This window comes from Nocardioides sp. CPCC 206347, assembly GCF_048654605.1.
GTDB lineage: Bacteria > Actinomycetota > Actinomycetes > Propionibacteriales > Nocardioidaceae > Nocardioides.
In genome coordinates, this window is record NZ_JBMCYZ010000003.1 from 97679 (window position 1) to 122167 (window position 24489).

Annotated in this window: 24 protein-coding genes; 16 read left to right on the forward strand and 8 right to left on the reverse strand. The window is 68.9% G+C overall.

All coding sequences use genetic code 11. The features are described from left to right. Window positions 1–9 precede the first annotated feature (9 nt). The 4 genes from ACOACQ_RS12095 to ACOACQ_RS12110 are packed head-to-tail and all read left to right on the forward strand — an operon-like array spanning window position 10 to window position 4344. The gene (locus tag ACOACQ_RS12095; protein WP_378604279.1) at window positions 10–627 is read left to right on the forward strand and encodes a hypothetical protein; all 618 of its coding nucleotides are present in this window, start codon (window positions 10–12) and stop codon (window positions 625–627) included. Next, window positions 624–2066 (forward strand): pyruvate, phosphate dikinase, encoded by a 1443-nt coding sequence (locus ACOACQ_RS12100; protein ID WP_378604282.1) that lies wholly within the window; start codon window positions 624–626, stop codon window positions 2064–2066. Before ACOACQ_RS12095 ends, ACOACQ_RS12100 begins: the two co-directional genes overlap by 4 nt. After that, window positions 2063–3673 (forward strand): PEP-utilizing enzyme, encoded by a 1611-nt coding sequence (locus ACOACQ_RS12105; RefSeq protein WP_378604285.1) that lies wholly within the window; start codon window positions 2063–2065, stop codon window positions 3671–3673. The genes ACOACQ_RS12100 and ACOACQ_RS12105 overlap by 4 nt, the downstream gene beginning before the upstream one ends. After that, window positions 3670–4344: a tyrosine-protein phosphatase gene (locus ACOACQ_RS12110; protein ID WP_378604288.1), complete on the forward strand. Its 675-nt coding sequence runs from the start codon at window positions 3670–3672 to the stop codon at window positions 4342–4344. Before ACOACQ_RS12105 ends, ACOACQ_RS12110 begins: the two co-directional genes overlap by 4 nt. 2 nt (window positions 4345–4346) lie before the next feature. Here ACOACQ_RS12110 and ACOACQ_RS12115 read toward each other — a convergent pair whose 3' ends face one another. The 5 genes from ACOACQ_RS12115 to ACOACQ_RS12135 are packed head-to-tail and all read right to left on the reverse strand — an operon-like array spanning window position 4347 to window position 9759. After that, entirely contained in the window at window positions 4347–5957 is a 1611-nt protein-coding gene (locus tag ACOACQ_RS12115; protein WP_378604291.1) for a phytoene desaturase family protein, read from the reverse strand. Beyond that, the gene (locus tag ACOACQ_RS12120; RefSeq protein ID WP_378604294.1) at window positions 5950–6687 is read right to left on the reverse strand and encodes a hypothetical protein; all 738 of its coding nucleotides are present in this window, start codon (window positions 6685–6687) and stop codon (window positions 5950–5952) included. The genes ACOACQ_RS12115 and ACOACQ_RS12120 overlap by 8 nt, the downstream gene beginning before the upstream one ends. Before the next feature lie 3 nt (window positions 6688–6690). Next, window positions 6691–7584, reverse strand: a complete 894-nt coding sequence (locus tag ACOACQ_RS12125) for a hypothetical protein (protein WP_378604297.1) — start codon at window positions 7582–7584, stop codon at window positions 6691–6693. 10 nt (window positions 7585–7594) lie between these two features. Next, complete coding sequence (locus ACOACQ_RS12130; RefSeq protein ID WP_378604300.1) at window positions 7595–8680, reverse strand: phosphotransferase family protein; 1086 nt, start codon at window positions 8678–8680, stop codon at window positions 7595–7597. Next, window positions 8680–9759, reverse strand: a complete 1080-nt coding sequence (locus ACOACQ_RS12135; RefSeq protein WP_378604303.1) for a DUF7064 domain-containing protein — start codon at window positions 9757–9759, stop codon at window positions 8680–8682. Before ACOACQ_RS12135 ends, ACOACQ_RS12130 begins: the two co-directional genes overlap by 1 nt. Before the next feature lie 106 nt (window positions 9760–9865). Here ACOACQ_RS12135 and ACOACQ_RS12140 point away from each other — a divergent pair, with 106 nt between their 5' ends. Both ACOACQ_RS12140 and ACOACQ_RS12145 read left to right on the forward strand, forming a co-directional pair. Continuing rightward, window positions 9866–10753, forward strand: a complete 888-nt coding sequence (locus ACOACQ_RS12140; RefSeq protein ID WP_420288351.1) for a hypothetical protein — start codon at window positions 9866–9868, stop codon at window positions 10751–10753. A 5-nt stretch (window positions 10754–10758) separates the two neighbouring features. After that, window positions 10759–11400 (forward strand): TetR/AcrR family transcriptional regulator, encoded by a 642-nt coding sequence (locus tag ACOACQ_RS12145; RefSeq protein WP_420288352.1) that lies wholly within the window; start codon window positions 10759–10761, stop codon window positions 11398–11400. Here the strand turns inward: ACOACQ_RS12145 and ACOACQ_RS12150 are convergent. Next, window positions 11384–12055 (reverse strand): TetR/AcrR family transcriptional regulator, encoded by a 672-nt coding sequence (locus tag ACOACQ_RS12150; RefSeq protein ID WP_420288353.1) that lies wholly within the window; start codon window positions 12053–12055, stop codon window positions 11384–11386. The genes ACOACQ_RS12145 and ACOACQ_RS12150 overlap by 17 nt on opposite strands. A gap of 50 nt (window positions 12056–12105) precedes the next feature. Beyond that, window positions 12106–13263, reverse strand: a complete 1158-nt coding sequence (locus ACOACQ_RS12155; RefSeq protein WP_378604315.1) for an acyl-CoA dehydrogenase family protein — start codon at window positions 13261–13263, stop codon at window positions 12106–12108. A 62-nt stretch (window positions 13264–13325) separates the two neighbouring features. Here ACOACQ_RS12155 and ACOACQ_RS12160 point away from each other — a divergent pair, with 62 nt between their 5' ends. Both ACOACQ_RS12160 and ACOACQ_RS12165 read left to right on the forward strand, forming a co-directional pair. Beyond that, a complete protein-coding gene (locus tag ACOACQ_RS12160; RefSeq protein ID WP_420288354.1) occupies window positions 13326–14201 on the forward strand; it encodes an HpcH/HpaI aldolase/citrate lyase family protein in 876 nt (291 codons plus the stop codon). Beyond that, window positions 14198–15178, forward strand: coding sequence for a MaoC family dehydratase (locus ACOACQ_RS12165; protein ID WP_420288355.1), 981 nt, complete (start codon window positions 14198–14200; stop codon window positions 15176–15178). The genes ACOACQ_RS12160 and ACOACQ_RS12165 overlap by 4 nt, the downstream gene beginning before the upstream one ends. A 41-nt stretch (window positions 15179–15219) precedes the next feature. Here the strand turns inward: ACOACQ_RS12165 and ACOACQ_RS12170 are convergent, their stop codons facing one another. After that, window positions 15220–16017 carry an SDR family NAD(P)-dependent oxidoreductase gene (locus ACOACQ_RS12170; RefSeq protein ID WP_378596733.1) on the reverse strand — a complete coding sequence of 266 codons (798 nt, stop codon included), beginning with the start codon at window positions 16015–16017 and terminating at the stop codon, window positions 15220–15222. 134 nt (window positions 16018–16151) lie between these two features. On the opposite strand from ACOACQ_RS12170, the gene ACOACQ_RS12175 reads away from it, so the two are divergent. Genes ACOACQ_RS12175 through ACOACQ_RS12210 form a run of 8 tightly spaced genes read left to right on the forward strand, consistent with a single transcriptional unit; the run spans window position 16152 to window position 24476 of the window. Continuing rightward, window positions 16152–16919: an MlaE family ABC transporter permease gene (locus tag ACOACQ_RS12175; RefSeq protein WP_378596864.1), complete on the forward strand. Its 768-nt coding sequence runs from the start codon at window positions 16152–16154 to the stop codon at window positions 16917–16919. A gap of 7 nt (window positions 16920–16926) precedes the next feature. Beyond that, window positions 16927–17766: an MlaE family ABC transporter permease gene (locus ACOACQ_RS12180; RefSeq protein ID WP_420288356.1), complete on the forward strand. Its 840-nt coding sequence runs from the start codon at window positions 16927–16929 to the stop codon at window positions 17764–17766. Window positions 17767–17770: 4 nt separating this feature from the next. Further along, on the forward strand, window positions 17771–18859 hold the full coding sequence (locus ACOACQ_RS12185) for an MCE family protein (RefSeq protein WP_378596736.1): 1089 nt from the start codon (window positions 17771–17773) through the stop codon (window positions 18857–18859). After that, entirely contained in the window at window positions 18856–19899 is a 1044-nt protein-coding gene (locus ACOACQ_RS12190) for an MCE family protein (RefSeq protein WP_420288357.1), read from the forward strand. Before ACOACQ_RS12185 ends, ACOACQ_RS12190 begins: the two co-directional genes overlap by 4 nt. Continuing rightward, complete coding sequence (locus ACOACQ_RS12195) at window positions 19896–20912, forward strand: MCE family protein (protein ID WP_420288358.1); 1017 nt, start codon at window positions 19896–19898, stop codon at window positions 20910–20912. The genes ACOACQ_RS12190 and ACOACQ_RS12195 overlap by 4 nt, the downstream gene beginning before the upstream one ends. After that, the gene (locus ACOACQ_RS12200; RefSeq protein WP_420288359.1) at window positions 20909–22051 is read left to right on the forward strand and encodes an MCE family protein; all 1143 of its coding nucleotides are present in this window, start codon (window positions 20909–20911) and stop codon (window positions 22049–22051) included. The genes ACOACQ_RS12195 and ACOACQ_RS12200 overlap by 4 nt, the downstream gene beginning before the upstream one ends. After that, entirely contained in the window at window positions 22048–23307 is a 1260-nt protein-coding gene (locus ACOACQ_RS12205) for an MCE family protein (protein WP_420288360.1), read from the forward strand. The genes ACOACQ_RS12200 and ACOACQ_RS12205 overlap by 4 nt, the downstream gene beginning before the upstream one ends. Next, window positions 23304–24476 carry an MCE family protein gene (locus ACOACQ_RS12210; RefSeq protein ID WP_378596744.1) on the forward strand — a complete coding sequence of 391 codons (1173 nt, stop codon included), beginning with the start codon at window positions 23304–23306 and terminating at the stop codon, window positions 24474–24476. The genes ACOACQ_RS12205 and ACOACQ_RS12210 overlap by 4 nt, the downstream gene beginning before the upstream one ends. Window positions 24477–24489 lie beyond the last annotated feature (13 nt).

The following is a 24489-nucleotide window of genomic DNA, read 5'->3' on the forward strand; positions in this document are numbered from 1 at the left end:
GAGACACCCATGAACCACGAAGCACTCCGGCTCTTCCAGGCCGTCCGGCTCAAGGGCCGTGCGAAGCCCGAAGACCTCGCCGCCGCAGCAGGCCTGTCGGCCGACGCGGCCGCGCCGATCCTGGCCGACCTGCAGGACGCCGGGCACGTCGAGGAGGCGCGTGAGCGCCTCAAGCTCACCGCCGGCGGACGGGCAGCCCTCGACGCGCGGCTTGCCGAGGAGCGGGCCGGCGTGGACGCCCCGGCACTCGTGGCTGGCTACCACGAGTTCGACGAGCACAACGACGCGCTCAAGGGGCTGATGACCCGCTGGCAGCTCAAGGACGCGACGACCCCGAACGACCACACCGACCCGGCCTACGACCAGGCCGTCGTGGATGACCTCGTGAGCCTGGACGCGGCGTTCGCTCCGCTACTGGCGCGTTTCGTCGAGCTCGCCCCGCGGCTGGGGCACTACCCCGCCCGTTTCGGTCACGCGCTCGCACAGATCGCTGAAGGTGACCACAGCTGGTTCGCGCGGCCCCTTGCCGACAGCTATCACACCGTGTGGTTCGAGCTCCACGAAGACCTGATCGGTCTGGCCGGGCTTACCCGCGCCGACGAGGCCGCCGCCGGGAGGGCGCTGTGAACGCGCCGACCCTGACCAGCTCTGTCGTCGCGCTCGCCGCTGGCGGCAGTCACACGCGGGAGGAGATCGGCGGCAAGGCATGGAGCATCCAGCAGATGCTCGGCCTGGGCATCCCGGTGCCGCCGGCGTTCGTGGTCACCACCGACGTCTGTCGTGACTACCACCGCGCCGGGCGGAGCCTCGACGAGCAGATCTGGCAGCAGGTCGTGGCCGCGGTCGCCGGCATCGAGACTGCGGTCGGTCGGACCTTCGGCGGCGCGCTGCCGTTGCTCGTCTCCGTGCGCTCCGGGGCATCGAACAGCATGCCCGGCATGATGGACACGGTCCTGAACCTCGGCATGAACGAAGCCATCGAGGAGCGTCTCGCGGCCGAGACCGGCAGCCCGTCGTACGCCGCCGACACCCGGCACCGCTTCGAGGAGCAGTTCGTCAAGGTCGTCGGTACGACGGCGCCGCAGGACCCGTGGGAGCAGCTGCGTCTCGCGGTCTGCGCCGTGCTCGACAGCTGGTTCTCGAAGCGAGCGGTCGCCTACCGCGCCGCGCGCGACATCCCGGACACCGGCGGCACGGCCGTCACGGTGCAGGCGATGGTCTTCGGCAACCTCGATGACGACTCCGGCACCGGGGTGCTGTTCTCGCGTGACCCCCTCACCGGCAGCCCCGAGGTGTACGGCGAATGGTTGGCCCGCGGGCAGGGCGAGGACGTCGTGTCGGGTCGGTCCGACGCGCTGCCGCTCGGCGCGCTGGCCGCGTCCCAGCCTGTCGTGCATGCGCAGCTGATGGAGGCCACCGCAACCCTTGAAGCCGAGGGCCGTGACGTCATGGACATCGAGTTCACCGTCCAGTCCGGGAAGTTGTGGCTGTTGCAGTCACGTCCGGCGAAGCGCTCGCCCGAGGCCGCGGTTCGCTCGGCCGTGCACCTCGCCGAGTCTGGCGTCATCACGCGGGAGGAGGCGCTCGAGCGGATCCGTCCCGAGGACGTCAGCGCCCTTCTCCAGCCGCATCTTGCCGCTGCCGACCTGCTCGCCTCACCGCCGGTTGCGGTCGGCAAGCCGGCCTGCCCCGGCATCGCGACCGGTGTGCTGGTCACCGACGCCGACGAGGCCGAGAACCGCGCCGACAACGGCGAGGACGTGATCCTCGCCCGGCCGACCACCGACCCCGATGACGTCGCCGGCATGGCCGCTTCCGTCGCCGTACTGACCGAGATCGGGGGCTCGACCTCCCACGCCGCCGTGGTCTGTCGTGAGCTCGCGATCCCGTGCGTGGTCGGCACGGGCATCGACAGCCTGATGGGCCTCGCCGGACAGGTGGTCACGGTCGACGCGAACAACGGCGCGGTGCACCTCGGGGTGCTCCGGGTCGAACCTCCCACCGCATCTGATGACCCCGTACTGGCGACACTGCGCGCCTGGCGCGAAGAGGAAGGAACGGCATGACCGCCACCGACGAGATGATCGACCTGCTCGACACCCCCGCTCCGCGGGCGGAGACGACCTGGACCACCGGCAACGTCGCCGAGGCGTTCCCGGGTGTCTTCACTGCGTTCGGTCTCAGCTTCACCTTCGGACCGATGGAGCTGGCGTTCCGGCGGATGTTCCGCGACCTGGGCGTCTACACCGATGCTGACGTCCACGTCCCGACGCAGATCGACGACTGCTTCTGGTCGGTCTTCGCGGGCCGCGGGGCGGGCAACATCGACAAGTTCCGCGAGATCGCCGACGTCATGCCGGGCACCTCTGCGTCGGCCGTGGAGCAGCAGCTGTTCGGCTTCGTGCGGCCGGAGACCGTCGACGCCAACGTGCGCAACCGCTACCCGGCGATCATCGCCCGCGCACCGCGCTGGCTGATCGGGGTGCCGAGGCGCCACGACGTGATGTTCGCCGAGCTGCGGCGCTGGCGGCTGGAGCAGCTCCCGCGGATCGCCACCCTCGACGAGGCTGGTTGCCTGGCCCTCCTGGACGACGCGCGTCAGCGGTTCGAGGACGTCATGTCGATCCACATGGGTGTCGCGATGATCAGCTCCAGCTTCGCCGACAAGGTCGCCGACGCGGCGAAGGCGGCCGGCCACGAGGGGCTCGAGGGCCAGCTGCTCTCGGGTGTCGGGTCCGACGAGAACGAGGTCGCCCACGACCTCTGGGCGCTGGCCCACGGCGAGATCACGATGACGGAGTTCTCCGACCGGCACGGTTACCACGGGCCGGGGGAGGGCCAGCTCGCCGGATCGGTCTGGCGGGAGAACCCGGCGCCCATCCTGGCCCGGCTCGACGACTACCGCGCCATCGCGCCAGGATCGCCCCGGTCGCCGAAGGTGCGGAGTGCAGCGCAGGTGGCGGTGAGGGAGCAGGCGATTGCCACCTTGCTGACGGCGACCCCGCGGCTGAAGCGCAGACCGACAGCGTTCCTGCTGCGGGTCACGTCCCGGTTCCTGGCCCTGCGCGAACAGGGCAAGGCCGGCTACCTGCTCACCTTCGACGTGGCACGTGCGGCGACCCGTCGTCTCGGCGAGATCCTCGTCGAGCGCGACGTGATCGCCGCGCGTGACGACGTCTTCCATCTGCGCCATGACCAGCTGGTCGCGGGGGTCAGCACCGACCAGCGCGACCTCGTCGCCCGCCGTGCCGCTGACTACGACGTCCGCCAGGGACTGCGGCTCCCCCACGCCTGGTCCGGCGTCCCCGACGTGGTCAAGGCCGGCGACGGCGCGGGTGCGGCTGCTGTTCTGGGTGATGTGGTGACCGGCGTGGCCGCCAGTGGCGGTGTCGTGGAGGGCCGGGCTCGCGTCGTACGCGATCCCAACGAGGTGGAGCTCGACGACGGCGACATCCTCGTCTGCGAGACCACCGACCCCAGCTGGGTGTCGCTGTTCCTCGTCGCGGGCGGTGTGGTCACCGACCACGGCGGGCTGCTCAGCCACGGACCGATCGTGGCGCGCGAGCTCGGCATCCCCTGCGTGTGCGGCACGGAGACGGGCAGCCACCGGATCCAGGACGGCCAGCTGCTGCGGCTGGACGGCGACGCGGGAACGGTCGAGGTGATCGGGTGACTGGTCCGGTCAACGTGCGCGACGTCGGTGGGCTGCCGCTGACCGGCGGCGGCGTCACCCGCAGCGGAGTGCTGCTCCGCGGTGATGCCTTGTACGACGGCGACGAGCCACCGGCGCACGTGACCTGGCCGCCGGCCACCGTGATCGACCTGCGGTCCGCGAAGGAGCGAGCCCGGTCGCCGTACACGTGGCCGGAAGGGACCACGCGGGTGGTTCGCGAGCTGTTCGACGCCGCCGAGCTCGGCGCGATGCCGCGCCACGGAGCCCTGCTGGCCGTCTATCGCGACCTGGTCGCGAAGGCCGGACCGGGCATCGCCGGCCTGCTCGACCTGATCGGCGACGGACCGACGTACCTCCATTGCGCCGCCGGCAAGGACCGCACGGGCGCGAGCATCGCGGCGCTGCTGCTGCTCGTCGGCGTCCCCAAGGACGAGGTCGTCGCCGACTACCAGCGCACCGAGCCCGAGATGGCGGGAGTGCTCGCCCGACTGGTGGACCGCGGCGCGATCGACGCCGACCACTGGCAACCCGAGTGGGCGGCGACACCGGCCGATGCGATCGGTCTCGTGATCGCCGACGTCACCGGCCACCCCGAGGGTCCGCGCGGCTGGTTCCTGGCGCATGGGGCCAGCGACGCCGGGATCGACCGGTTCCTCCGCCGCCTCACCTGACGTCAGGCGAAACGCTTCTTCAACCGCGTCAGCGCACCGTCTCGGTTGGCGCGGATCAACGCCTCGGCGGCGTTCTTGCCCGGCAGGCCGGAGATTCCGCCCGTCGGGTGGGTGCCGGCGCCGGTGATCCACAGGCCGGGGACGGGGGTCTCGTAGCCACCGAATCCCTGCGCCGGACGGAGTCCGCCGAACCGCATCCCGACTGGCTCCACGTGATAGACGTTGCCGTCCGGGACGTTGAAGCGCTCCTCGAGCTCGGGCGCTGACATCACCCGTCGGCTGATCTCCATGCTGTCGAGGCCCTCGTAGTAGAGCGAGGACTCCTTGAGGACCTTGTTGCCGATCTGCTCGCGCATCTCCTCCCACGGCACCTTCGGGTTGCGGGGGAAGATGCCGGACCACGCCCAGAAGGTGTCCTGGCCGTCCGGTGCCTGCGTGGGGTCCAGGCGCGACGGGACGATGCCGATGAAGCACTCGTTCTCCGGATAGACCCGCTGTACGGCGCTGTTCCATGCGTCGAGGTGGTCCTCGTAGGTCTGCCAGCTCACGATCGGTTCGGTCAGGTCGAGGCCGTCCTTGCGCCACGCGTTGTGCCGGGGCATGGTCAGCCGACCCGACACCGCGACGTCGATCTTGAGGGTCGTCGTCTCCAGCACGTTGGTCGGAATCGCGAGCGCCCTCCGCTCGAGGTGATCAGGCAGGGTGCCCTCGGGCAGCAGCTGGGCCAGCGTGGCCTTCGGGCTGCAGGACGCGAGGGTCGTCGTCGCGAGCAGCTCTTCCCCGTTGTCCAGTCGTACGCCGGCCACGGTGTCGCCGCGCATGACCAGCTCGGACACCCGGCTGTTCACGCGCACCGAGCCGCCGTGCTCGATCAGGCACTGCGTGAGCGCGTTGGTGAGCGCGCCGGTGCCGCCCTGGAAGCGGGCGGAGTTCGTCCGGTGGCACATCGCGATGTAGATCAGTGCCCACGCCGTACCGTCCTGCGTCATCCAGCAGAACGGCGGCATCGAGGCCAGGGCCGCCCGCAGCAGGGGTGTGTCGAACCGCTCCTCGATGAACTCCTTGTGCGACGTGGTGAGGAAGGTCGTGAGCGGCAGCAGCTCCTTGCGCTTCTTCAGCGCCTTCGGCAGCTCACGGATCAGTTCGGAGCCGGGGCGCAGCGGGTGACCGTTCATGTAGGGAATCGCCAGGTCCATGGCGGCGTCGAGGGAGCGGGCGAAGGCCTCGTAGGCGCGGGCGTCCCTGGGGGAGAAGTGGCGCAGCTCCTCGACCGTCTTCGCCGGGTCGTGCCAGAACGCCAGTGACGGCCCCTCGGGGTCGAGGTGGACGTGGAACGGGTCGGCGATGATCTGCTTGAAGCCGTACTTCTTCAGCTCCAGGTGGTCCTCGATGCCCGAGGAGCGGAAGAGCGAGGCCTGGATGCCGCCTTCGTTGATCAGGTGGCCGGGGGCGTCGGGGAAGATCGGGTTGGTCGAGATCATCCCGCCGATGGTGGGCGAGGCCTCGACGACCTCGACCGTCATGCCGGCCTTCGCGAGGTAGCAGGCGGCGACCAGGCCGTTGTGGCCGGCGCCGATGACGAGGACGTCGGCGGGTGCCTTCGGGTCAGGCATGGGAGAGCTCCAGTTCGGTGGCAGTGGTGGTGGCGGCTTCGTGGCGGATGGCGCGGAGGAGGACCCAGGTCATGACGAGGTACCAGGCACCGAAGGCCGCAGCCGGGATCCAGAACCCGATCAGCCCGGTCCAGGCGAAGACACCGTCTGCGAAGAACGCGATGAGGGTTGCGGGCAGGACCAGGAAGGCCAGCCAGAGACTGAACCAGGCAACCCAGCGGGGGAAGACCGGATCGGGGGAGCGGTCGCCGAGGGTGGCCAGCGCAATGGCAACGAGCTGCCCGACGACGGGCGGCCACGGGATGATCAGCAGGATGTAGGACAGGTCGTTGAAGGCGAGCGTGATGTCGGCTGGCCGCTCCGGCCGGAACGAGCCGACCATGAAGAACACGATCGGCACTGTCAGCACCATCGTGACGATGATCCCGGACGCGAACTGCAGCACGGACATGACCGGGAAGCCTCTCTCCGCGCGTCGCATCTGCATGCTGACCACGAGGGAGAACGGCAGGGTCAGGAACGCGCCGGCCATCGCAATGGTGAGGCCGGTCAGGTGCAGTGACTGGTTGTTTGCGTAGTGCTCGGCCACCTCGGCCGCCGAGTCGGTGGCCGGTACCAGCGGGATGAAGCCCCCGAGCAGGCCCCAACCACCGAAGAGGCACAGGGTGAACAGCGGCCCGCACCAGGCCATGGCGACCTGGACGCGGCGTCGGGTGTCGATCTCGTCCATGGCTCAGCAGACCCGGTGCAGGATGCCCTGCTCGAGGAAGCCGCCGCCGGCGGATCCGTCGAGCTCCAGGAGCATGAAGTCGTCATGGGCGCCGAACGCAGGCCCGTCGGTCTCGGCGCCCATGGGCACGAAGAACCCGGCCACTCGGTCGACCAGGGCCACGACCCGGCTGGAGCCGTCGACGAGGGTCAGCGTCGCGCGCAGGAACTGCGCGGCCGCCGTACGACGCAAGGCGATCGCCGTGATCCGGTGGCTCCCCGTCGCGTCGATGAGGAAGCCGTCGGCCTTCAGGGACCCGTCCGCGGACAGGAACTTCATCGCCGTGATGAACACGCCGTCGAAGACCCCGACGAGGCCGGCGTACTCGATCCACTGCGCCGTCTCGTCACGGAACCCCCAGGTCCGGTCTCGCATGCCGAAGCCATCCACGAGCCACTGCTGGCCGGAGGACTCGAACGAGCCCGAGACTGCGCAGCCCTGCTGGAAGTGCTGGAGCGGCTGCCCGGCCACCAGTGCGGGGATCAGGTCGGTGGCCGAGTAGTCCGCGGCGGTGTGCAGCGGAACATTCACGAACCGCGCCGTCAGGTCGGGATGCGCGACGGTGACGACACCGTCGAGTCCGAAGGAGATGGACCGACTGGCGAAGGTCCCGGGGTCGAGGTCCTCGACGATCTCGACCAACCGGCCGTCGGGGAGCTGCAAGGAGCACCGTGCGCGCCGACCGGCAAGGGCGTTCGGAGATGTCGAGACGTGGAACGAGCCGAAGGTGCGGCGTTCGACGTCCCAGAAGGACAGGTAGGCATTGTCCTTCCAGGTCGGATCGGCCGGGCCGGCCGCGTCGACGTGGACCGGCTGGGACAGCGCGCCCCAGGCCGTGTCCAGGTGGGTGGTCGTCACCGTTGTCTCCTCACCTGTTGCCGATGAAGCTCTGGGCGTCGCCGCCCGGCGCCGGTACGCCGATGAGCTTCGCCAGCAGCTGGCTCGCCGGGTTGCTGTACTTCATCGGCGCATCGGCCGGGAGCAGCCCGATCTCGACCATCAGGTTCCCTGCGCGGTGCATCAGGACCGACAGGCGCACCGCTGCCCAGACCTCGTAGTAGTCGAGATGGTCGATCGAGCGACCGGCTGCCTTCTCGTAGATGTCCACGACCTCGTCGCGGCTGGGGAATCCGCCCGGGTAGGGCATACCGATGCCTTCGGTGTGATGGCGCAGCAGGAAGAGCCACCAGGCGACCTCGGCGTCGGGCTGTCCGAGTCCGACCATCTCCCAGTCGAGGATGGCGTTCACCTGGAGGTCGTCGCCGAAGAGCATGTTGCCGATCCGCGCGTCGCCCCAGAGCAGCACGGGGTCGCGGTCGTCGAGCGGTCGGTTGTCGCGAAGCCAGGCGAATCCGGCGGCGGTGGTCGGATTGGTGTCGCCAGCACGGGCCCACTCATCGATCCGGTCCCACTTCTCCAGCTCGGCGTCGAAGGGATCGGAGCCGTCCGCGGGGGCGAGAAGGTCCAGCCCGTGGTGGCGCCAGTCGACGTTGTGGATGCTGGCCATCGCCTGGAGCGAGTTGACGCACAGGCGACCGCGCTCGTCGTCGGTGAGGTCGAGGACCCAGCCGGTGGCAGTGAAGGGCGGGTCATCGGCCGGCACCCGGCCGAGCGCGCGCTCCATCACCAGGAACGGCGCCCCGAGCACGGCCGGGTCCGTCTCCACCCAGCGCACCACCGGAACCGGCAGCCCGACACCGGCGAGGGCATTCATGACCGTCGCCTCCTTGGGGAGGTCGTACTCCATGAAGACGGCCGGCCCGGACGGGGCGACGCGAGCGACGAAGTCGCCCGTTCCGCCCTCCCACGTGGCGCTGAAGAGCACGGTGAGGTTCGACATCCCGCTGGCAGCGGGGACATCGCAGTCGGTGATCACGGCTCGCGTCAGGTGTCCGGCAAGCCAGGTCTCGAGTGCGCCGCGGATCTCTGCCGGGTCCGTGTTCGCGAGGGCCATCAGTTGTCTCCTTCGATGCGGGTGGTGGGCTCGGTCGTGGGCTCTGCGGCGCGGGCGGCCATCGCCCGTTGGTACTTGTCGAACCAGATCTCCTGGTAGGTGGCGTGGGCGATCCGGCCCTCCTCGTCGGTCCAGCGGAAGACGCTGTCGTGGAAGGAGACGTTGGGCCACGCCGGGATGGTGGCGGTGGCGATCGCCTCGCCGGTGAAGCGCCAGACCCGGCCGTCCTCATCGGTGGCCTCGACCTCCTGGCGCAGCGTGGCGAAGGTGTGCGGCTGGCGCTCCACGACGTTGCGGCGGATCCGGGTGACCTGGCGGGTCTCGCCCTTGTTGATCAACCAGGCGAAGTGGTGGGTCGGTGCGCCGTCCGGGACGTCGTAGACGCCGGCCCAGCCGGGGTCGGTGTCCGGCGCCTCGAAGCTGATCTGGTTGAACACCAGGTCCTCCCCGAAGTACATCGGCGACCAGCCGACCGGCGGGACCGGCACGCCGCCCTGGTCCTCGGTGCGGACCTGGCGCCAGGAGCGATCGCGCGGCGCGAAGCAGTCGACGTCGTGCTCCACGCCGTCGAGGACCAGTGAGCCGACGCAGTGCATGAACTGTTCGCTCCCGCCGGGGACGCGACCGGGGTCGCCGTGGTGGTCGTCCTCGCCGGGCATCACGTGACCGCGGGCGAGCAGTGGCGTGACGGCCGTCTGGGTCACGTCGAACGACGTACGCCCGTCCTTGCTGGTGTAGCTCACCCGCGCGATCCGGCCGGGCTCGAGGAACTCGACGCGCAGCCCGTTGGCGGTGGTGATGACGTTCCCGTCCACGTCCGGCCACGGCATGGTGACCTCGTAGTCGAGGTGCGCGATGTCGAGCACGTTGAGGTTGTCGAGGCCCTGGAAGATCGCCACCCCGCCCTGGCTCAGCGGGAAGGTCGGCTGGTAGCGGATGTAGAGGAAGGCGCCGATCGACGCCTGGGGCACGGAGAACCCGAAGTAATGGGTGTGGATCGTGTGGGGGTCCCACTGCGCGCCGGTCTCCGGCAGGGGCAGGAGCAGGTCCGTCTCGGGCGGGTGGACGGCGTGGTTCATGAGGACTCCTGCGGGTGGCGGCGATCGTGACGGCCACCACACTGGCAGAGAATGAACAACTTTTCAATATTGAAATTAATCTCAGTTTAGAACTAGGGTGCGACGCATGCTTGCCACTGCCGCCCGGGAGATCCCGGCCCACCCGACCACCGAGATGCCGTACGGTCCCGAGATCGCCTTCACGGTCTTTCTCGGGATCCCTGTCGTCATCGGGGTGTTCTTCGCAGTCCGCCACCTGGTGACCGGTCGCGGTCCGTTGCTCGCTGTCTGCCTGGTCGGTGGCGGCATCGCCTGCCTCTTCGAGCCGATCGTCGACACGCTCGGGCTCTGCTACATCCGCGAAGGTGCCCACCTGACGACGTTCACGTCGATGGGGCGCGACTTCCCGCTCTTCATCAACTTCGTCTACATCTGGTACGTCGGCGGGCTGGCCTATCTCGCCTACCGGGTCTTCTCCAACGGCATCACGGTGAGCGGCCTGTTCCAGCTGTACCTGATGGACGTGTTCATCAACATCGGGCTGGAGAGCCCGGGCGTGCTGATGGGCGCCTACGAGTACTACGGACCGCAGCCGATGAACTTCTGGGGTCTGCCGCTGTGGTGGGTCTTCGTGAACCCGATCATGCCGCTCACGGCAGGGGCCCTCATCTACCGCCTCAAGCCGTACCTGCCCGGATGGCGGATCGCCCTGGTGATCCCGTTCATCCCGATGGCCGACGGCATCGGCAACGGTGCCGCGGCGTGGCCGGTGTGGACCGCGCTCAACCTGGATGCGCCGCTCTGGGTGAGCCACGTGGCGTTCCTGGTGACCGTGGGGCTGGCCCTCACCTGCGTCTGGGTGCTGTCGTTCGTCGTCTGCCGTCCCGATGACGAGGTCGCGGTCAGGGGCAAGCTCGCCATCGTCAAGGCAGCGATCTTCGGAGTGCCTGAGGGCTCCGTGCCGCCTCCCGAGATCACCATCGGTTCGGGGCCGAAGATGCCGGCCGTAGTCTGATCTCCATGGCTGGGGCTTCTGCGGGGGAGAGTCGTTACGACCGGCGCCGGGTGCGCACGCGTGGTGTCCTTGTTGCTGCGGGACGCACGCTGATCGGCACCCATGGCGTCGCGGGTCTGAAGATCCAGGACATCACCGAGGAGGCCGACGTCGCGCTCGGGTCGTTCTACAACTACTTCTCCAACAAGGAGGAGCTGGTTGAGGCGGTGGTCGAGGAGTCCCTCGCCGAGATGGCCGCGACGGCAGGTATCAACGACGCGAATCGCGACCAGGACCCGGCCGTCACCACGGCGCTGGCCGTGTTGCGCATCGTCGGCATCGCGTTCACGGACCCCGACCTCGCCCGGTTGCTGGTCCACCTCGACCACTCCGACCTGGTCTACTCCAGGGCGATGGGGCCGCAGGCGATGGAGGTCGTTCGTGCAGGTGTCGACGCCGGGCGCTTCATCGTGCCGGACGCCGACGTCGTCGTTCACAACGTCGTCGCAGGGTCACTCGCCCTGATTCGACGGATCCTCGACGGCGAGCAGCACGACCGGTCGGTGATCGCCGTCCAGGCCGAGCTGACCCTGCGCCTGCTGGGTCTCGGGGTCGACGAGGCTGCTGCCGTGGCCGCCCGCTGCGTGGAGCTCAGCGCGCAGGCCTGAGCCCTGTTCGGGCGGTCGGGGAGAGTGCGTTCTCCACGAAGGACTGGGCGTTCGCGACGACCCGGTCGATGGTGGCCCGGTTCGGCTGCCACCACTCGGCCGTCCAGTTGATGGTGCCCATCACGAGCATCTGGGCAAGGTACGGATCGAGGTCCTCGCGGAGCTCGCCGGATGCGGCGGCGGCCTTGAACAGCTCGCGCCACACGGCGCCGTACTTCTTCTCCTCGGCGTCGTGGCGTTCCCGGATCTGGTCCGGGAGCTGGCCGGCGTTGCGGATCGCCGCAGTGGTGTAGTCGGAGATCTCCAGCTCGTGGCGAAGGTGTGTCTCGACGCCGATCAGGATCCGCTCCATCGCGGTCGCCTCGGCGGGAGCCGCGGCGAGGGCCTGGGTGAGGTACTCCCGCATCTCGGCGAGGCCGACCCACATGACCTCCTCGATGAGGTCATCACGCGAGGGGAAGTAGTAGTAGATCGCCGGCGCCTGGAGCTCGGCGACCTCCGCGACGTCGCTGAGCCGCATGCCGGCGTACCCCTTGGCGCTCAGCACCTGCGCCGCTGCGTCAAGGATCCGCACCCGGGTGCGTGCGGACTTCTTGTCGCCTGCCTTGCCCTCACGGGCGGGTGTCAGCGTCGGGCTCCCGGGATTCTTCGCCATGTCCGGATTCTAATCGTGCTTCACAGATTCACATGCTCGACCCGCGCGGGTCAGCGTCCCAGCCCGCCGCGCTTGACCAGCTGGGCGGCGATCACGTTGCGCTGGATCTCGTTGGTGCCCTCGCCGACGATCATCAGGGGCGCGTCGCGGAAGTAGCGCTCGACGTCGTACTCCGTGGAGTAGCCGTAGCCGCCATGGATGCGGACGGCGTCCAGCGCGATCTCCATGGCGATCTCGGAGGCGTAGAGCTTGGCCATCCCGGCTTCCATGTCGCAGCGCTCTCCGGCGTCGTACTTCTCGGCGGCGAACAGCACCAGCTGGCGTGCTGCGGTGAGCTTGGTGGCCATGTCGGCGAGGTAGTTGCCGATCGACTGGTGCTTCCAGATCGCCTTGCCCATGGATTCGCGGACCTGGGCGTAGGCGAGTGCGTCGTCGAACGCGGCCTGCCCGACGCCGAGGGCACGGGAGGCGACCTGCAGGCGTCCGGTCTCGAGGCCGCGCATCATCTGCGCGAAGCCCTTGCCCTCGACCCCGCCCAGGAGCGTGTCGACGGGCGTGCGGAAGTCGTCGAACGAGAGCTCGCAGGACTCCACGCCCTTGTAGCCGAGCTTGGGAAGGTCGCGCGAAACGGTCAGGCCGGGCCCGTGCTCGACGAGCAGGATCGAGATGCCCTTGTGGCGGGGCTCGGCCTTGGGGTCCGTCTTGCAGAGCAACGCGATCAGGCCCGAGCGTCGGGCGTTGCTGATCCAGGTCTTGGAGCCCTTGACGACGTACTCGTCGCCGTCGAGGCGTGCGACGGTCTTCATCGCCTGCAGGTCCGAACCGCCGCCGGGCTCGGTGAGGGCCATGGTGGCGCGCAGCTCACCGGTCGCCATCCGCGGCAGGTAGCGCTGCTTCTGCTCCTCGGTGCCGAACTGCAGGATCAGCTTAGAGACGACGGTGTGGCCGCCCATCGCGCCGGCGAGGCTCATCCAGCCGCGGGCCAGCTCCGTGGTGACCTCGACGTAGCAAGGCATGGACACGGCCACGTCGCCGTACGGCTCGGGGATGGCGAGCCCGAAGATGCCGAGCTGCTTCATCTGCTCGATCCACTTCTCCGGGTACTCGTTGGCGTGCTCGATCTCGGCCACCTTGCCGCGCACGTCCCGGTCGATCCAGTCGCGCACCAGGGCGACGACTTCCTGCTCTTCCGACGACAGCTTCGCCATGGTGTGCTCGTTCCTCCGGGACTCGATTGCTTGCCGAACACTGTTTAATGTAGATTAAAAGAATGTCCGTGGTCAACGTCGCGCACGTCACCCGCCGCTCCGCCCTCTGTGTTCCGGCCGGTGACGACCGCAAGCTCACCAAGGCGCTGGAGTCCGGCGCCGACGAGGTCGTCATCGACCTCGAGGACGCCGTCGCGTACGACGACAAGGACCGTGCCCGCGCACAATTGGCCACCTTCGTCTGGCCCGCCGGGGGTCCGCAGGTCGCGGTCCGGGTCAACGCGATCGGCACTCCCTGGTGTCACCGCGACCTGGAGGTTGCGGCGTCGATCACTCGGGTGTCGTCGGTCGTGCTGCCGAAGGTGGAGTCGCGGGCGGACCTCGGCTTCGTCGAACGCCTTCTCGCTGGTCTCGAGGCCGAGGTCGGCCGGACCGAAGAGGTCGGCGTTCAGGCCCTGGTCGAGACCGCCGCCGGTGTCGTTGCCCTGGCCGACATCGTGTCCGATGTCCGGCGGCTGACCGCGGTGATCGTCGGCTATGCCGACCTGGCCGCGTCGCTGGGTCGCGCCCGTGACATCGAACCCGCTGCGTGGCGGGCGGTCCAGGACGCGATCGTGCTGCATTCCCGGGCCGCGCAGGTGGCTGCGATCGACGGCCCCTTCCTCGGCGTCGCCGACGACGAGACGTTCCGGGCTGCTGTCGCGGATGCCGCTGCGCTCGGGTTCGATGCCAAGTGGGTGATCCACCCGCGCCAGGTGGCGGGCGTGAACGACGGCTTCACGCCGTCGGAAGCCCAGGTCGACCATGCCCGGCGCGTGCTGGGGACCCTGGAAGACGAGGCCACGGCCGGCCGGGGGGCGGCCGTGGTCGACGGGGCTCTGGTGGACGAGGCGATGGCGCGCGCTGCCCGGCAGATCCTGGCGAAGGTCGGCCAGTGACCGCGCGGCAGGTCGGGGGACCGTACTTCGACGAGCTCGAGGTGGGCCAGGTCTTCGGCACTGCGCCCGGCTGCACGCTGACGCAGGGCCGCGCCGCCCAGCACCAGGCGATCGTCGGCGACCGGTGGCGCCTCGCACTCGACGACCACCTTGCGCGGGAAGTCGCCGGAGCGCCGCTCGTCAGCCCGGCCCTCGTGTGGAACGTCGCGATCGGGCAGTCGACGCTCGCCACCCAGCGGGTGCGGGCCAACCTCTTCTACCGCCGACTGGCGCTGCTGCGGCAGCCCCTCATCGGCGACACCCTCCGCACCACGACCACGGTCGTCGGTCTGCGCGAGAACGCCCGGCGTGAAGGTCGTCCGCCGACCGGTCTTGCGGCGCTGCACATGAAGACCATCGACCAGGACGGTCGCCCGGTGCTCGACTTCTACCGGTGCGCGATGCTTCCGCTGAGTCGCGACGCCGGCCCCACTGGCCGCGCCGATGATCTCGACGCGATCGGCGCCGACCTCCCCCCGGTCGAACCGACCGCACTCATCCCCGCGTGGGACCGCGCGGCTTACGTGGACGGCCGAACTGTCGGCGTACTCCCGGAGGCGGGGGAGGTGCTCGAGGTGGCCACGGGTGACGTCGTCTCCAGCGCCCCAGAGCTCGCCCGACTGACGCTCAATGTTGCCGCGGTCCACCATGACCGGTTCGCCGCCGGCGGCGGCCAGCGCCTGGTCTACGGCGGCCACACGATCGCGATCGCCGCGTCCCAGCTGACGCGTGCCCTGCCAGACCTCGCGACGATCCTGGCGTGGGAGTCCTGCGACCACACAGGCCCGGTCCACGAGGGCGACACCCTGACGACGCGCTTCACGGTGCAGCATGCCGCCCCGGCGGCCGGCGGCTGGCAGGTCCTCGACCTGCGTGCCGAGGTCACCGCCGACGGCGAGCGCCCCGTCCTGGACTGGAAGTTCTCCGTCCTCGCGTGATTCGTTGGTCGAGGAGGTTGCGCAGCAACCGTCTCGAGACCTCACGGCATCGTGTAGCCACCGCTGACGCTGAAGAGCTGGCCGGTCACCTGCCGCGACATCTTCTCTGAGGCGAGGAAGAGCACCGATGCGGCGACGTCCTCGGCGCTGGTCAACCGGCCGAGCGGGGTGTCCTTGAGCAGGTACTCCGCCTGGTCGTCGTTGAAGACGTTGTCCTTTCCGACAGCCCACAGGCTGCTGGCGCCGACGGCGTCGGGGCCGTCGGGGACGACGAGGCCCGGGCAGACGATGTTGGAACGGATGCCGTGCCGGCCGTGCTCGCGCGCGGTCGTCCGGGCCAGGGCGACGACCGCCGCCTTCGTGGCGCCGTACACGCCCTGACGGATCTGGCCGAAGGCCGATTCACTGGCGATGAAGACGATCGAGCCCTGGCCCTGCTCGCGCATGGGAGACAGGACGGCCTGGGTCGCCGCGATGGCGGTGAAGAAGTTGACCTCGACGGTCTTCTGCCAGTTGGCACGGTCGGTGTTCTTCGCGATGAACCCGGGCACGCTCCAGCCCGCGTTGTTGACGAGTACGTCGACCCCGCCCCAGGCCTCCATGCAGCGATCGGCAGCGCGCTGCGCCTCGCCCTCTGTGGTCAGGTCGCCGACGACCACCTCGACGCCCGCGGCGCCGCGGTCGAGCGCCTCGGCCGCGACCTTCCCGGCCTGCTGGCCGTCGATGTCCGAGAGCACGATCCGGCTGCCCTCGGCGGCGAAGGCGTGCACGATGCCGCGGCCGATGTTGGACGCGCCTCCGGTGATCAGTACGCGTTTGTCCTTCAGTCCCAGGTCCATCTGTGCTCCTTCGAGGCGGGCCATGTCGATCTCCGGCGTGACGCTTGACACGCCGCGCCGACCCATCTAGCGTTCCATAAGTAGAGTTACGTTAATCCAGATTCAAATTTACCGGAAGTCCCAGGGGGAGTGCGATGGCGTCAATGGTCGAGGCTGCGGCCAAGCCGACGCGAGAGCTGGGCGGCATCCTGGCGATGACGCTGGACGCACTCGTCATCATGTTCACCAAGCGATTCTCGTGGCGCGAGGCGGTCCAGCAGGCGTGGTTCATCGCCCGCGTATCGCTCGTCCCGACGCTGCTGGTGATGCTGGGCTTCACGCTGCTGGTGATCTTCGAGGTCAACCTGCTGCTCAAGGACCTCGGTGCCCTTGACCTCTCCGGGGGCATCGCTGGCATCGCGTCCGTGCAGCAGATCGGACCGTTCGTCACCGTCGTCGTGGTGGCCGGCGCCGGCGGCACGGCGATGTGCGCGGACCTCGCGGCGCGCACCATCCGTGAGGAGATCGCGGCCATGCAGGTCTTGGGTATCGACCCGATCCAGCGGCTCGTCGTCCCCCGGATCGTCGCCGCCGTCCTGGTGACCCTCGTCCTCAACGTCCTGATCTGTGCGGGCGGACTGGCGGGTGGCTACTTCTTCTCGGTCTACCTCCAGGGCGTGAACCCGGGGGCTTACGTCGCGAGCATCCCGCTGTTCACCGGCATCCCCGAGCTGATGTTCTCCATGGTCAAGGCCTTCGTCTTCGGTCTCATCGCCGCGATCATCGCCTGCTACCGCGGTCTCAACGTGGCCGGTGGTTCCAAGGGCGTCGGTGACGCCGTCAATCAGGCCGTGGTCATCACCGTGGCCGTGCTCGTCCCCGTCAGCCTGACCATCAGCCTGATCCAGTTCGCCATCCTCTGAGGCCCTGATGTCTGTCCTTTCTCCCAAGCTGGAAGCCGTACGTCGCGCGCCGCTCCGGACTCTCGACGCGATCGGTGCGCACGGTCTCTTCTATGCGCGCGTGCTGACCGGGATTCCGCGCGCGCTGCGCCGTCACCCGGGTGAGATCGTCAAGCTGATCGCGGAGCTCGGCACCGGCACCGGTGCCCTCGCGCTCGTGGGTGGCTCGATCGTCATCGTCGCCTCGATCACCTTCTTCGCCGGCGCGGTCGCTGCGGCGCAGGGCTTCGAGTCGTCGTCCAGCCTGGGCGTCGGATCCCTCAGCCCGCTCCTGGCCGCGTTCTTCACGGCCCGACTCTCCACGCCGCTTCTGGCTGGCGTCGCGCTGTCCGTGACGCTCGGAGCCGCGACGACCTCGCAGCTCGGCGCGATGCGGATCAGCGAGGAGATCGACGCCATCGAGGTGATGGCCATCCCGTCGCTGCCCTACCTCGCCACCACGCGTGTTGCCGCGGGGATGATCGTGATCACCCCGCTCTACATCTTCGCCACCCTCGGCGGCTTCCTGGCCGACTACCTGCTGCTGGTCTTCTTCTACGACGTCGGCGCCGGCAACTTCTCCCACTACTTCTTCCTCTACCTGCACCCCATGGACATCGTCTTCTCCTACATCCAGGTGCTCGGCATGGTCATCGTGGTGATGCTCGTGCACACCTTCTACGGCTACAACGCCAAGGGTGGTCCGGCCGGCGTCGGGGAGGCCGTGGGTCGATCCGTGCGCGCTTCGCTGAGTGGCGTGATGGTCGTGAACCTGCTGATCGCGATGGCCATCTACTCGAACTTCAACACCTTCCACCTGGGCGGTTGAGCACGTGAGCAGCAGAGTCACTTCCCCCCGCACGCTCCGGATCGCCGGGGTGGGGCTGGTCCTCGTCGTGGTCGCCGCGGTGGCGCTCACCGGGGCGTTGTACGTGCGCGCGTTCAGCAACCCGGCCGAGATCACCGTGCAGACCTCCCGTGCCGGCCTGGTGATGGATCCCGGCGGCAAGGTCAAGATGCGCGGCGTCGAGATCGGTCGGGTCGGAGCCGTACGTTCGGTGGGTGATGCCGTCGAGATCACCCTGGAGATCGACCGGGACGAGCTGGACGGCATCCCTGCCGATGTCGTCGCCGAGATCCGGGCGACCACCGTCTTCGGTGCCAAGTACGTCGAACTGATCCCGCCGGAACAGTCCGGGGGCGCCTCGCTCCAGGACGGCGCGACCATCCATGCCTCGGGTGTGACGACGGAGATCAACACCGTCTTCGACGGCCTGGACCGGGTGCTGAACGGCATCGACATCGCCGGCCTGAACGGCACGTTGACCGTCCTGGCCACCACCCTGTCGGGTCGTGGTGACGACATCGCCGCGATTGCGCAGAAGGCGGACGCCTACCTCACCAAGCTCGAGCCCCTCCTTCCGCAGCTGCGCAGGGACCTGCACGAGGTGGCGCGCTTCGCACGCCTTGCGGTCGAGGTCTCGCCGGCCCTGTTGGCGATCCTGCGCAACGCGACGGTGACGGCCGGCACGATCGCCGACGAGGAGCAGGCGCTGGATCGCCTGCTCGTGGATCTCTCGCTCCTCGGCGGCCGCGCAGCGGAGTTCCTCGGTGACAACGGTGATGCACTCGCCAGGTTGCTGGACTCCGCCCGTCCCACGGCGGCCACGCTGCGTGCGTACTCGACCGAGCTGCCGTGCTTCCTCAAGGGCCTCGACGAGACCCGCAAGGTGATGGCCGACGTCATCGGCGGTACGGACGCCTCGTTGCGTGCGCTGGTGAGCGTTCGCTCCGAGCTCTCGCACTACACGGTGCCGAAGGACCTTCCGGGGCAACCGGAGGATCGCGGCCCCGACTGCCACGGGTTGCCGCGCCTGAAGAACAGCCAGATTCCGATGCCGGAGAGGGGGACACCCCAGTGAAGATCCACGCAGAAGCCATCCGACTCACGATCTTCGCGATCGTCGGCCTGCTCGTGCTCGGCCTGCTCTATCTCACGCTCGGTGAGACCCGGTTGGGGCCGACCCGGAGCTACCGCGTCGTGATGACCGACGTGAGCGGGCTGCAGGGCGGCGACGTGGTCCGGGTCGCCGGGGTCCGGGTCGGCCAGGTCGACGGCCTGGACGTGGTCGACGACAACCGCGTCGAGGTCGCGTTCCATGTCGACGAGGGCCAGACCCTGACCGACGCGACCGAGGTGCTCGTGCGCTACGAGAACCTCCTCGGAGACCGTTACCTCGAGCTCCAGCAGTCCCCGGACCAGGGCCAGCCACTCGCTGACGGAGCCACGATCCCGGCCGACCGCACCACACCGGCGCTGGACCTCGACGTACTGCTCAATGGCTTCCGTCCGCTCTTTCGCGGACTCGAGCCCGCCGAGGTCAACGAACTGGCCGAGAACCTGATCGCCACCCTCCAGGGGCGCGGCGGCACGGTCGAGTCGCTCCTCGCGAAGACGTCGAGCCTCACCAACGGGCTGGCCGACGACAGCACCGCGATCACCTCGCTCATCGACAACCTCGACGTCCTGCTGGGCAGCCTCGACACCCGGGACGTCCAGCTGCGGCAGACCATCGGACAGTTCCAGGAACTGGTTTCCGGGCTGGCGAAGGACAAGGACCCCATCGCGAAGTCGGTGACCTCGATCAACAAGATGGCGGCCGCGCTGGCCGACCTCTTCAACGATGGGCGCCAGCCGTTCAAGGAGACCCTGATTGCGGTCAAGGACCTGGCGAAGCTGCTCAACACGAACACCGCGACGTTGAACAAGGTCCTGAAGTCCCTGCCCGGCGCCTACCAGGTGCTGGACCGGATCGCCTCCCACGGGAACACCTTCAACTTCTACCTCTGTGCGGTGCAGGTCGTGATCAGTGGACCGGGTGGCAAGCCCATCAAGACACCCATGGTCCGCAGCCAGGTCGAACGCTGCCAGGACGATCCGGAGAGGAGGGGCGAGCGATGAAGATGTTCCGTGAACGAAACCCGTTGCCCCTGGGCCTGGTCGTGGTGGTGGGGCTGGTCATGACGATGCTCCTCGTGCTCAACATCGACGGCGTCGTGGGCGCTTTCGGACGCAAGTACAGCGTGATGCTGCCGGAAGCGGCGGGCATCAAGCAGGGCGACCCGGTCCGGGTCAGCGGTCTCACCGTCGGTCGCGTCGGCGAGGTGAGCCTGGAGGGCGAAGGCGTCCTCGTCGAGTTCGGCCTCACCGAAACCGGGATCGAGCTCGGCACGGAGACGACGGCCCAGGTCAGCGTCGAGACCGTCCTCGGCGACAAGGCGCTCGTCCTCACCTCGCAAGGGGGCGGCACGCTCGCCGAGGGCGCGCGGATACCGATCGAGCGGGCGAGCGTCCCGTACGAAGTGACCGACGCGCTCGCCGATCTCCAGCAGGAGGCCGAGGACATCGACGTCGACAAGGTCGCGGCCGCACTCGAGACGGTGGCAGGGACCCTTGAGGGGGCCACCCCCGAGCTCGGCAACGCCATCACGGGAGTGAGCCGCTTGTCGAAGACGATCAGCAGCCGCGACGACTCGTTGCGCAGCCTGCTCGCCAACGCCGACCAGTTCAGCGACGTGCTCGCCGACCGCAGCGGCGACCTGACCGCCCTGATGAAGGACGGCAACGTGCTCTTCACCGAGCTGTTGAAGAGACGACAGGACATCACGGCGCTGCTCGTGAACCTCTCCGCCATGGCCACCGAGCTGCGGGGCCTCGTCGCGGACAACAAGGACACCATCGGACCCGCTCTCGAGGAGCTCAACGCCGTGATCGGCACCCTGCAGACCAACAAGGCCAACATCAGCAAGACATTGCGCGGACTGTCGGTGTATGCCACCGGTCTCGGCGAGGTCGTGTCGAGCGGCGAGTTCTTCTCGGCGTACCTCCAGAACCTGCTGCCCGGCAACATGCTCCAGCCCCAGCTCTCCGAGCTCGGCCCGCCGGGTCTCTTCGGTGAGGGGATCGGCCGATGAGCACGATCAAGAACATCCTCGCAACGCCGCGGCTGCGCATGCTCGTTGCGCTCGCCGTGGTTGCCGTCGCCGTCCTCACGGTCGGTTTCCGTGACAAGGGCAGCACCGACCTGGTGGCGTGGTTCCCGAGCACGGACGGCATCTACGCCGGCGACGAGGTCCGGGTGCTGGGTGTGCCGGTCGGCAAGATCGACAGCATCGATCCCGAGGGCACCAAGGTCCGGGTGGCCTTCCACGTGAACGCCGACGTCAAGATCCCGAAGGACGCGAAGGCGGTCATCGTCGCGCCCTCATTGGTCAGCAGCCGTTACCTACAGCTGACGCCGCGGTACGACGGCGGGCCGGTCCTCGCCGACGGATCGACCATCGAGCTCGCCGACACCGCTGTCCCGGTCGAGTGGGACGACATCAAGGAGCAGCTCAACGGGCTGGCCGAGGCGCTCGGTCCGCGGGGCGCGAACAAGTCCGGGGCCCTCTCGGACGTGGTGGGTGCGGGGTCGAAGGCACTCGAGGGCCAGGGCGCCACGATCAACCAGACGATCGCCGACCTCTCCAACGCGGTCGGCGTCCTCGACAGCGGCGGGGACGACGCGTTCTCGGTGGTGCGCAACCTGCAGGTGTTCGTCGCAGCGCTCGCCCAGAGTGATGGGCAGATGAAGAAGTTCATCCAGAACCTCGACGCGGTCTCGGCGATGCTCGTCGATGACAAGCGTCTGGTGCGCAGCGCCCTGCGGAACCTCAGCGCTGCGGTCGGCGACGTCGAAGGATTCATCAAGGCGAACCGGGCCGGACTGAACACCGCCGTCACCCGGCTCTCGGACATCGTCCAGGTCGTCAACAAGCAGCAGGGCGACCTCGCGCAGATCCTGCACGTTGCACCGAATGCGCTCGAGAACCTGACCGAGTCGTACCACGAGGGCCAGAACGCCGTCGGGGTCAACCTGAACTCCGCGAACATCTTCTCGCCCGGGTCGCTGATCTGTGGCGCGATCGGGGGCGCGGCCGGTACGAACGAGGCAGGCACCGAGAAGCTCTGCAACGACCTTCTCGGAAACCTGCTCGGCCAGGTCGTGGACAGCCCGCAGTCCCAGGAGCTGCTCGACGCCCTCCTGCTCCTGATTGCCGGGGCCGGGTCATGAGGTCCACCACCGCACGACGCTTCGCACTGGTGTGCGTGCTCGCCCTGGTCGTGCTCCTGTCCGGCTGTCGCTTCGACGGGATCGACTCGATGGTCCTGCCGGGCGGCAAGGGCAAGGGTGACGACGCCATCAAGCTCACGGTCGAGCTCCCGGATGTCGGCACCCTGAACGTCAACGCCGACGTGAAGGTCGACGACGTAGCCGTCGGGACGGTCACCGACGTCCGGGTCGAGAACTGGCACGCCGTCGCCGAGCTGACGCTGGAGCCCGATGTCGCTCTGCCCGCCAACACCCTCGCCAAGGTCGGTGTCAACACGCTGCTCGGTGCCGCCTACCTCGAGCTGGTGGCGCCGGCCACGGCTGATGGTCAGGCTGCGGGCGCCCTGCGCAGCGGCGACCGGATCACCCTTGACCGTGGCCGCGCCTACCCGTCGACCGAACAGGTGCTGTCGGCGGCCTCGCTCGCGCTCAACGGTGGCGGCCTGGAGCAGATCGCGACGATCACCGCCGAGCTCAACAAGGTCCTCGGTGGCAACGACCGGGCAGTGGCCAGCCTCCTGCCGCGGCTCGACTCCTTCGTGGGCACACTCGACAACCAGCGCACGGACATCCTCGCGGCTGTCCGGGACATGGCCCGCCTCTCCGAGCGGTTCGCGAAGAACCGTGGTGTCCTGACCACCGCCCTCGACGAGATCGGCCCCGCGCTCGAGGTCCTCGCGAAGAACCGCCCGGACCTCACCAAGGCGCTCACCGCCCTCACCCGGCTCAGCGACGTCGCCACCCCGCTCGTCGGACGGGTCAAGGAGGACCTGCTGGCCGATCTCCAGGACCTGGTCCCGGTGCTGGAGGCCGTCACGGCGGCGGGCAACTCGGCAGTGTCAGCCCTGGGCTTCGCGGTGACCTTCCCGTTCGCTCCCGAGACCGTCCAGAACGCCTGTCGCGGGTCGTACTGCAACCTCACGGCGATGGTCGACCTGACCAACTCGGCGCTCCTCAACGGCTTCATCCGTCCAGACGGCTCCATCGGCATCCCGGGACTCCCCGGCCTTCCGAACCTCGGCGCCCTCCTCAGCGGCACGCTCGACGGTGTCACCGGACTGCTGAACGGCCTCACGGGCGGCACCCGCGCCGGCGGCTCGACTGACAAGGCCGGCTCGGACGGCAAGGCCCCGACCACGCGCGATCCGGGCAGCAGCCCCGACATCGCCGACACCCTCGAGGAACTCCTCGGCGGCCTGCTGGGAGGCGGACGATGATCCTCAAGGGGGCAGCACCGATCATCCGGAAGCAGCTGATCGCCTTCGCCATCGCGGCAGTCGTGGGCGCCGTGATCCTCGCGGTCTCCTTCCTGCGCGTTCCCGAAGAGCTCGGCATCGGCCGCCACGAGGTGTCGGCGGAGTTCGCCCAGGCGGCCGGGCTCTACCCCGGTGCCGAGGTGACCTACCTGGGCCACCCGGTCGGGAAGGTCGAGGACCTGGAGCTCGCCGGCGACCGGATGGTGGCAAGGTTCAGTCTCGTTGACGACGTCGACATCCCGGCGTCGGTGACCGCGGAGATCCACAGCCGATCCGCGGTGGGGGAGCAGTACGTCGCCCTGGTCCCCGCTCGTGACGAGCCCGCCGCCGAGGGCGCTCCGTTGGCGGGCGGAGATCTGATCCCGCTCGACCGGACGTCGTACCCGGTGGAGATCGGACCAGTGCTCGACAACGTCCAGGCGCTGGTGTCCAGCCTCGACGAGGAGAAGCTGTCCCTCCTCATCGACGAGAGCGGCCAGGCGCTCTCCGGCCGGGCCGGAGACCTGCAGACCCTGCTGGACAGCGGCTCGAACCTGATCGAAACCGCGGACGCGAACTTCGGACCGACCGCCGACCTGCTGCGCGACATCGAACCCGTGCTCGGCACGATCAACGGCGAAGGCGAGGGCATCGCCCGACTCACCCGGAACCTCGACCAGGTCACTGCGGAGCTCCGGGCCGGCGACGCTGACCTACGCAAGCTCCTCGCTGACGGGCCGACCTTCACGACCGAGACCGTCGGACTGGTCGACGACCTCTCGATCTCGCTGCCGCCCCTGGTGCAACGCGCCAACCCCGTCCTCGGCATTCTGCGCACCTACGACAGCCACCTCGCCCAGATCCTCTCGGACTACCCACTCGCGGTGGCGACGGTCCAGTCGGTCACGCTGCCGGCGCTCAGCAGCCACGCCGTCCGCCTGACCCTCGCCAACGCTGACAAGCCCCCGATGTGCGTGAAGGGCTTCCTCCCTGCCGGGAAGTGGGCGTCACCGTTCGACGAATCGACACGGACGACGCCGCTCTCCTACTGCAAGTTGCCGACCAGCGACCCGCGCGGTGTGCGCGGAGCTCGCAACATCCCGTGTCCGGCCGACCCCGGGCGTCGCGAAGGCGATGCCGCGAAGTGCTGAGAAGGATCGAGGA

Coding starts and splice junctions, on each gene's coding strand:
- ACOACQ_RS12095 (WP_378604279.1), top strand. CDS start 10: ATGAACCACGAAGCACTCCGGCTCTTCCAGGCCGTCCGGCTCAAGGGC.
- ACOACQ_RS12105 (WP_378604285.1), top strand. CDS start 2,063: ATGACCGCCACCGACGAGATGATCGACCTGCTCGACACCCCCGCTCCG.
- ACOACQ_RS12115 (WP_378604291.1), bottom strand. CDS start 5,957: ATGCCTGACCCGAAGGCACCCGCCGACGTCCTCGTCATCGGCGCCGGC.
- ACOACQ_RS12120 (WP_378604294.1), bottom strand. CDS start 6,687: ATGGACGAGATCGACACCCGACGCCGCGTCCAGGTCGCCATGGCCTGG.
- ACOACQ_RS12130 (WP_378604300.1), bottom strand. CDS start 8,680: ATGGCCCTCGCGAACACGGACCCGGCAGAGATCCGCGGCGCACTCGAG.
- ACOACQ_RS12135 (WP_378604303.1), bottom strand. CDS start 9,759: ATGAACCACGCCGTCCACCCGCCCGAGACGGACCTGCTCCTGCCCCTG.
- ACOACQ_RS12140 (WP_420288351.1), top strand. CDS start 9,866: ATGCTTGCCACTGCCGCCCGGGAGATCCCGGCCCACCCGACCACCGAG.
- ACOACQ_RS12145 (WP_420288352.1), top strand. CDS start 10,759: ATGGCTGGGGCTTCTGCGGGGGAGAGTCGTTACGACCGGCGCCGGGTG.
- ACOACQ_RS12150 (WP_420288353.1), bottom strand. CDS start 12,055: ATGGCGAAGAATCCCGGGAGCCCGACGCTGACACCCGCCCGTGAGGGC.
- ACOACQ_RS12155 (WP_378604315.1), bottom strand. CDS start 13,263: ATGGCGAAGCTGTCGTCGGAAGAGCAGGAAGTCGTCGCCCTGGTGCGC.
- ACOACQ_RS12160 (WP_420288354.1), top strand. CDS start 13,326: ATGTCCGTGGTCAACGTCGCGCACGTCACCCGCCGCTCCGCCCTCTGT.
- ACOACQ_RS12170 (WP_378596733.1), bottom strand. CDS start 16,017: ATGGACCTGGGACTGAAGGACAAACGCGTACTGATCACCGGAGGCGCG.
- ACOACQ_RS12175 (WP_378596864.1), top strand. CDS start 16,152: ATGGCGTCAATGGTCGAGGCTGCGGCCAAGCCGACGCGAGAGCTGGGC.
- ACOACQ_RS12180 (WP_420288356.1), top strand. CDS start 16,927: ATGTCTGTCCTTTCTCCCAAGCTGGAAGCCGTACGTCGCGCGCCGCTC.
- ACOACQ_RS12195 (WP_420288358.1), top strand. CDS start 19,896: ATGAAGATGTTCCGTGAACGAAACCCGTTGCCCCTGGGCCTGGTCGTG.
- ACOACQ_RS12200 (WP_420288359.1), top strand. CDS start 20,909: ATGAGCACGATCAAGAACATCCTCGCAACGCCGCGGCTGCGCATGCTC.
- ACOACQ_RS12205 (WP_420288360.1), top strand. CDS start 22,048: ATGAGGTCCACCACCGCACGACGCTTCGCACTGGTGTGCGTGCTCGCC.
- ACOACQ_RS12210 (WP_378596744.1), top strand. CDS start 23,304: ATGATCCTCAAGGGGGCAGCACCGATCATCCGGAAGCAGCTGATCGCC.